The organism is bacterium (assembly GCA_030647005.1).
In the GTDB taxonomy this organism is placed as follows: domain Bacteria; phylum Patescibacteriota; class Patescibacteriia; order JACPHY01; family JACPHY01; genus JAUSKG01.
Map to the genome: position 1 here is coordinate 40733 of JAUSKG010000030.1, position 6684 is coordinate 47416.

Genomic DNA, 6684 nt, shown 5'->3' on the forward strand with positions numbered 1-6684 from the left:
AGCGGGCACGAGAGGCGCACGAGGAAGGTGGAGAGTGTCGGGATACAAAAAGTGTTCGGAGCATTCCGCTACGTCACGGGTGTGAACAAATGGTTTGCACAGTCCATATCCTCAGTATATCGTGTGAGTACGAGGTCTGCTACTCATGAGTGTGGCTATCGTTGTATGCTCGAGCATCTCTTTGGTTCCAAGACGCGGGTCAAGCTCCTCCAACTCTTCCTGGGAAATCCTGGCGGGATGTTCTACGTGCGCGAGATTGCGCGGAGGATTGGAGCGCAGATCCACGCCGTTCGTCGCGAACTCGAGAACCTCGAACACCTTGGTATCATCGCCGCGACAACACCTCCGGAGAGCGCGGTCGGTGGGCTGCGCGAGCGACAGCGGAAGTACTACACGATTGACGAGGGATTCTTCCTCATCGAGGAGCTCCGCTCGCTCGTCCTGAAATCGCAGTTCCTCCTGGAAGCGGAGTTCAAGCGGCGCATTCAGCGGCTGGGTTCCCTGCGCTACTTCGCGCTCCTCGGGCTCTTCATCGGTGAGCAAGATGCGCCGGTGGATGTATTCCTCGTTGGCACGATCCACCGAGAACGCCTCGTCCAGCTCATGAAGCAGTTTGAGCGAGAGATCGGTGGAACGGTGAACTACACCGTGATGACCGTCCGCGAGTTCAACTATCGTAAGAGTATCGGCGACCGATTCCTCTATGACATCCTCGGGGGAAAGAAGATCAGCGTCATTGATGAGCTCACGGAGCAAGCACCCGTCGAGCGCGTCGCTGTCCATTGATACGACAGGCGAGCGCGGGTTCGTGCGTCTCACCGACGAGCGGAGCGGGCGTTTCGTCACGCGGTCGTTTACGCTCATCAGCACTCACGAGCGTGACGGTGCGCTCCTGCGCGCCGTGGAACGCGCGTGTACGGCGTTGGGCGTTGACCGGTGTGCTATCGCCGCTGTTGATGTCGTCCCCGGACCTGGTCGCTTCAGTGCAGTTCGCCTTGGCGTGGTGACGGCGAACGCACTCGCACAGGCGCTCTCCATTCCGCTTTCCGTCCGCGGCACGCGCACCCGCCTCGCGCTCCCCGAGTATGGAAGCGAACCATCCATCACGCAACGCCGTGCGGACGGGTGAGGTATGCGATGATTGAGCAACTTCGCGTGCGGTGTGGATAACGACGCTCACCAAAAGGGGAACGCTGTGCTATACTGGAAAGGAGAATCATCCATAAAGGTCGGGTAATTTTCCTGTTTCGCGTGAGACAATCTTTGACATAACCAAAAATTCACATGCCAGATTCCAGCGTATCCGCCTGGGGTGACGTGCTCCTGCAATCACTCCAAGGTCTCTGGATGAGCTCTGCCGCGTTCCTTCCGCGTCTCCTTGGGGCGCTCATCGTGTTCGTCGTCGGCTGGGTGATCGCTGCGGCGCTCGGGAACGTTGCCCGCCGCATCATTGATTTCATCCAGATTGATAAGCTCATTGATCGGTTGAATATCCACAAGGTATTCGAGAAGGCCGATGTTGACTTCTCGTTCTCGCGGTTGATCGGCTGGCTCGTCAAGTGGTTCCTCATCATCGCGTTCCTCATCGCTGCGGCGGACATCCTCGGATGGGGGCAAGTGACGACGTTCCTCTCGAGCGTCGCGCTCTACATCCCGCAGGTGTTCGTGGCGGTGGTCATCCTCGCGGCCGGTCTCGTCGCGGCCGACTTCGTCTACAAGGTTGTCGGCAATGCCGTGCAGTCAACGGGATTGCTCAGCCCGCACTTCGTTTCGGGGATCGCGAAGTGGGCGATCGTTATCTTCAGCGTCTTCGTCGCGCTCGACCAGCTCGACATCGGAACGACACTCCTCAACACCATTGTGCAGGGCTTCGTCGCGATGGTCGCCATCGCTGCAGGCCTCGCCTTTGGCCTCGGTGGCAAGGAGCATGCAGCGAAGTTCCTCGACCGCCTGCGCAAGGACCTCTCCGGAAAATAGTCCAGCGTTCGAGAACGCTCGGATTGCAACAGCACAACGGCTTCCGCACTGGAAGCCGTTGTGCTGCTAGTATGGAGCTATGACCCTCCCTTCGCACAAACACCACGTTCGCCTCCCACGCGGGACGCCGCTGTTCAGGGTATTTGAGATGATTCCAGGCATCGTGCTCTGGGTTGCGCTCCTCTCGAGCGTCATCTTGTCGTTCGTGCGGCCGATGTGGGTCATCGTGTTCATGATCTGCTTCAGCTTCTACTGGCTCCTGCGGGTCCTCTACTTCATCGTCTACCTCGTTGCTTCCTGGGGACGGTTTCGGCGTGACGTCCTGCGCGATTGGACGGCCATGCTCGAGTGTGATTTTCCGGAGCGGTGGCGAACCATCCATCACCTCGTCTTCCTCCCCACGTCCACCGAATCGGTCGAGGTCATGCGGCAGACCTTCCTTGGTTTCGCTCGCGCGTACCTGCCGCCCGGTCGCATGACCATTGTGCTCACGGGGGAAGCGCGCGCAGGTGCGGCGGCGTTCCTCGAGCGGGCACGTTTCATTACACAGGAGTTTAGCGAGACCTTTGACATCCTCGTCATCGTTCACCCGGAAGGGTTGCCGGACGAGATCGCGGGGAAGGGTTCAAACTTGCACTACGCAGGCGGGGAGGCCGTTCGCCATCTCGCAGCGCGCGGCATTTCCGTGGACGATGTCGTCGTATCCGCGTTTGATGTGGACACGGTTGTGCACCCGCAGTACTTCTCCTGCCTCACGTGGACGTTCCTTCACCACCCGAACCGCTACCGGACGAGCTACCAGCCCGTGGCACTCTACAACAACAACATGTGGGAGTCGCCATCCTTCATGCGCGTCGCGGCATTCGGCACGACGTTCTGGCTCCTCACCGAGCTCATGCGACCGGATCGGCTCTTCACGTTCTCGTCCCACTCGATGTCGCTCCGCGCGCTCATCGAAGTAGGGTTCTGGGAGAAGGATATCGTCACAGAGGACTCGCGCATCTTTCTCCAGGGGTTCATTGCCTACGATGGTGACTATACCGTCACACCGCTTTTTGTGCCGGTGTCCATGTATACCGCGAAGGCCGGTTCGTTCCTCGAGAGCGTCGTTAACCTCTACAAGCAGCAGCGTCGTTGGATGTGGGGGGTCGAACATTTTCCGTACATGGTCTGGCACTTCTTTTTCGGCTCCGGTACCGCCATTCCGTTGTGGAAGAAGCTCAAATACCTCTGGAATCTCGGTGAGGGTATGTTCTCGATGGCGACGGCACCGATGCTCCTCTTCATTTTCAGTCGTTTGCCGCTCGCGATTCTTCGGAGTGGTTCGGGAGCATCATCCGTCCTTGCCCAGACCGCACCGCATGTGCTCGAGTGGCTCCTGGGCATCGCGATGATCGGCATCCTTGCTTCTGCGGGGTTCGCACTCACGCTCATCCCGCAACGGCCTCGGGGGATGCACCCGGCGTCATTTGCGATCCATATTTTTCAGTGGCTCCTCCTGCCGATTACGCTCGTGCTGTTTGGTGCGCTTCCGGCGATTGAAGCGCAGACGCGCCTCATGATCGGGAAGTATCTCGGGTTCTACGTCGCGAAGAAAACGCAGTAGCGTATGCGTGCCTCCCCCACCATCCTCAAGACCGTGCTCGTTCTCATACTCGTGGTCGTCGCGCTCGGTGCGCTCGTCGTTCTGCGGAGCATCCCCGCGCTCGCGACTGCGGCGCGTGAAGCGTCCATCGCGCAAGACGCACTCGTGCGTGCATCCGATCTCTGGGAAGTGCAGGGGATTGCTGGTGCCCACACCGCAATTGTGGAGCTCACTCGTGCGCGTACGACGCTCGCTCGCGCGTCGGAGCGTATCGAGGCGCAGGTTTTTTTGAGCTACGTTCCGATTGCGGGCTCCGTGCGAGTTGCAGCGATGAACGCGACGCGTGGCGCAGAGCATTGGGTGCGCGGCGGGCATCTCCTCGCGACGATTGCCGCGGATGTTGACCGTCTCGGGACGCGCTTCGGGGGCCGATCATTCCGTTCGCTCAGCGATGCCGAGCAGGCGCAGATCACGGCGTTGGTTGGTTCTGCAGCCCTCCGACTCCGAACCGCGAACGCGGCGTTTGCGGCCGGTGATGCACTCCTCGCACAGGCGCGTTGCCCGAGAGCGGTACGCCGAATCGTGCCGCAGTGCGCATCGCTCGATGGCGCGCTGGGGTCGCCGACCATTGTCGCGCAGCGCGAGCAGCTCCGCGGGGTGACGCAGACCGCGACGGCACTCGTGGATTCGCTGGGGGGTGCGGAGCCAACGTCCATCCTCCTCCTCTTCTTGAACAACACAGAGCTCCGTCCGGGTGGGGGGTTCCTGGGGACCTACGGCCTCGCGGAGGTCGCAGGCGGATCGCTCACGCGGTTCACGACGGATGATGTCTACAACCTCGATCGGGAGGTTGTCGGCGAGATCCAGATCGCGCCGCCGGCACCGTTCCGCGAGCAAGGTATCGTGCAGTACTGGTACCTTCGTGACGCGAACTGGTCGCCGGATTTCGCGGAGTCATCACGCACCGTGCTCGACTTCTACGAGCGGGAGCACGGTCCGGGCAACCCCGAGGTGGTCGTGGGGTTCACGCCGACGCTCGCGGCAGCACTGCTCATGATCACCGGCCCGATCACCGTGGAGGGTGTTCGCTTTGATGCGGGGAACATCGCCGATGAACTGGAGTACCAGGTCGAGAAGGCCTACGCAACGCGCGGCATCCCGCAGCCCCGCCGCAAGGACATCATCGCGCCGCTCTCCACTGCGGTCATTGACCGTTTCTACGATATTCCCCTGCGCGAGCTTACGCGTGTGCTCGGCGCACTGCGCGCGGCCGTCGCAGAGCGTCAGCTCATGGCGTACAGTACCAACGAGACCTTCCAGCACGCCTTCGAGCAAATCGCCGTCGCCGGTCGCGTTGCGCCGATCGTGCACGGCGAGGACTTCCTCATGGTGGTGGACGCAAACCTCGGCGCGCTGAAGACCGACAGCGTCATGGATCGTCGCACGACGTACGCCATCACGCCGGACGCCGCAGGTGGGTACACGGGCACCGTCACGCTGACGTACCGGAACACCGGTACGTTCACCTGGAAGACGACGCGCTACCAGACGTACACGCGGGTCTACTTCCCGCCAGGAACACGGCTCTACCGCGTGACGGGTGCCGCCACGTCCGCCGACGTGCTCGAGGAGCTCGACCGTGCGGCATTTGGTACCTTTTGGTCCATCGAGCCCGGTCAAACCGCATCGCTCACGTTCACCGTCGGCCTGGCTCCGGAGATCGTCGCGCGCATTCGTGCAGGGGAGTACGCGCTGCACGTCCAGAAGCAACTTGGGCTCCCGTCGCCAACGACCTTGACGGTGGATCATGAATTCGGTATTCCTGTGGAGACGGCCTCCCCCGCAGAGGTGCCGGCTGCCTGGGGGGATGGACGGTATACGGTGGAGACGGACTTGCGAGTGGATCAGCGCTTTAGGGTGCGCGTTGCGCCGTAACGTACCGAGTACACGGTGAAGGATATGTTCTCCTCAAAGATCGGCATTGACCTCGGCACCACGAATGTCCTCGTGTACATGCCGCGACGGGGGATCGTCATCAACGAGCCCTCGGTGGTGGCGATCTCCGTGCTCGACAAGAAGATTCTCGCCGTCGGGCGGGATGCGAAGGAGATGCTCGGGAGGACACCGGATACGATCATCGCGCAGCGGCCGATGAAGGATGGTGTCATCGCGGACTACAAGACCACGGAAACCATGCTGCGCTACTTCATCAACAAAGCGGCAGGCGGGTTCCGCATTCGGCGGCCGGAGGTCATGGTCGCCGTGCCTGGCGGTATCACGTCCACGGAGCGCCGCGCGGTCATTGACGCGACGCTCGCGGCGGGCGCGAAGGCCGCGTACATCATCAAGGAGCCCATCTGCGCGGCGATCGGCGCGGACATCCCCATCGGGAGCGCGTCCGGTCACATGATCATTGACATCGGCGGCGGGACGGCGGAGATCGCGGTGCTCTCACTCGGGGGTATCGTGACCTCGCGGAGCGTCCGCATCGGTGGGAACCGGTTGGACACGTCCATTCAGGAACACATCCGCCGCAAGCACGGCCTCGCCATCGGCGAGCGCACTGCGGAGGAGATCAAAATCGGTGTCGGGTCCGCCATGTACCTCGAGGAACGACTCACGATGGACGTGCGCGGGCGCGACATGGTGACGGGACTCCCGAAAACGATTACGGTCACCTCGGATGATGGGACCGATGCGATTCAGGCAGACCTCCAGGGCATCATTGACGCGGTGAAGGATGTTTTCCACGATACGCCGCCCGAACTTTCCGCAGACATCATCGAACGCGGGATGGTCATGTCTGGTGGGACATCGCTCCTCCGTAATCTCGACGAACTCCTCGCGCGCGCCACTGGTGTCACCGCCCAGGTCGCCGAGGACGCGCTCCTCTGCGTCGCGAAGGGAACCGGCATCGCCCTCGAGAACCTCGATGTGTACAAGCGAAGCTTGGTGGGGACAAAGTAGGGCGGCATCTATGCGCCTCGCCATTGATGCCTCCCGCGCGGCGGAGTCGAAGAAGACCGGCGTGGGGTGGTACACGCATCATCTCCTCCGTGCCATGCACGAGCAGCTCCCCAACGATGTTGGGGTGTGTTTGTATTCGGATTGGTCGCTCCCGG

At 61.6% G+C, this 6684-nt stretch carries 6 protein-coding genes; all 6 read left to right on the plus strand.

The window, feature by feature from the left end; translation table 11 throughout:
- Positions 1-165 precede the first annotated feature (165 nt).
- The 6 genes from Q7S96_04210 to Q7S96_04235 all read left to right on the plus strand — a co-directional run bounded on the left by Q7S96_04210 (position 166) and on the right by Q7S96_04235 (position 6529).
- On the plus strand, positions 166-786 hold the full coding sequence (locus Q7S96_04210) for a winged helix-turn-helix domain-containing protein (protein ID MDO8463442.1): 621 nt from the start codon (positions 166-168) through the stop codon (positions 784-786).
- The gene (locus Q7S96_04215; protein ID MDO8463443.1) at positions 740-1129 is read left to right on the plus strand and encodes a hypothetical protein; all 390 of its coding nucleotides are present in this window, start codon (positions 740-742) and stop codon (positions 1127-1129) included. Before Q7S96_04210 ends, Q7S96_04215 begins: the two co-directional genes overlap by 47 nt.
- Before the next feature lie 155 nt (positions 1130-1284).
- Positions 1285-1977: a hypothetical protein gene (locus Q7S96_04220; protein MDO8463444.1), complete on the plus strand. Its 693-nt coding sequence runs from the start codon at positions 1285-1287 to the stop codon at positions 1975-1977.
- Between the two features lie 148 nt (positions 1978-2125).
- On the plus strand, positions 2126-3583 hold the full coding sequence (locus Q7S96_04225; GenBank protein ID MDO8463445.1) for a glycosyltransferase family 2 protein: 1458 nt from the start codon (positions 2126-2128) through the stop codon (positions 3581-3583).
- 3 nt (positions 3584-3586) lie between these two features.
- Positions 3587-5497 carry a DUF4012 domain-containing protein gene (locus tag Q7S96_04230; protein MDO8463446.1) on the plus strand — a complete coding sequence of 637 codons (1911 nt, stop codon included), beginning with the start codon at positions 3587-3589 and terminating at the stop codon, positions 5495-5497.
- A 24-nt stretch (positions 5498-5521) separates the two neighbouring features.
- On the plus strand, positions 5522-6529 hold the full coding sequence (locus Q7S96_04235; protein MDO8463447.1) for a rod shape-determining protein: 1008 nt from the start codon (positions 5522-5524) through the stop codon (positions 6527-6529).
- Positions 6530-6684 lie beyond the last annotated feature (155 nt).